This is a genomic window from Pseudomonas sp. CH235 (genome assembly GCF_004368175.1).
Classification (GTDB): Bacteria; Pseudomonadota; Gammaproteobacteria; order Pseudomonadales; family Pseudomonadaceae; genus Aquipseudomonas; species Aquipseudomonas paraglycinae.
In genome coordinates this window covers 1-538 of sequence record NZ_RRZJ01000077.1, presented here as the reverse complement: position 1 = coordinate 538, position 538 = coordinate 1, and the positions used below count along the sequence as shown (strand labels likewise).

General features: G+C 66.0%; 1 protein-coding gene. It reads right to left on the bottom strand.

Annotation, left to right across the window (positions count from 1 at the left end; all coding sequences use genetic code 11):
- On the bottom strand, positions 1 to 538 hold a 538-nt coding region (locus EIY71_RS28490; RefSeq protein ID WP_372239332.1), incomplete at both ends, for an RHS repeat domain-containing protein.

Below are 538 nucleotides of genomic sequence, written 5' to 3'. Positions count from 1 at the left end.
CCGAAGGCGTCGTAGTCGTAATGACGATCGCCCTGCATCAGCAGGCGATTGCCTTTGATCTGTGTCGGACCGGGGCGATCCTGCATCAGCAGGTTGCCGGCCGGGTCGTGGGCGAAGGTTTCCGGCAAGTCGTCTCGGGTGTGGCGCACGCGGATCAGCCGGTCGAGGGCGTCGTACGTGTAGCTGCGCTGGCCGTGGCGGGTGTCGGCGATGTGTTCGAGGTTGCCGTTGGCGCTGTAGGCAAAGTCGCGGCGGTACAGCGCGCTGCGTTGATGGCCTACGGCGTGGGACTTCAAGCGGCCCTGTTCGTCGTAGGTGTATTCGCTGAGCAGCAGGCCTTGCTGGCGCTGCTGTTCGCGGCCGTTCTGGTAGACGTGGCGGGTCAGCAAGGCGCCGTTGAGGTCGATCGCGGTCAGCGCCCCGCCCTTGGCGTAGTGGTAATCGAGTTTGCTGTTGTCCGGCAGACGCAGGCGGGTGAGCTGGCCGCAGGCGTCGTAGGCGTAACGCAGGGTGCCCCAGCCCTGATGCTCGCGCACCA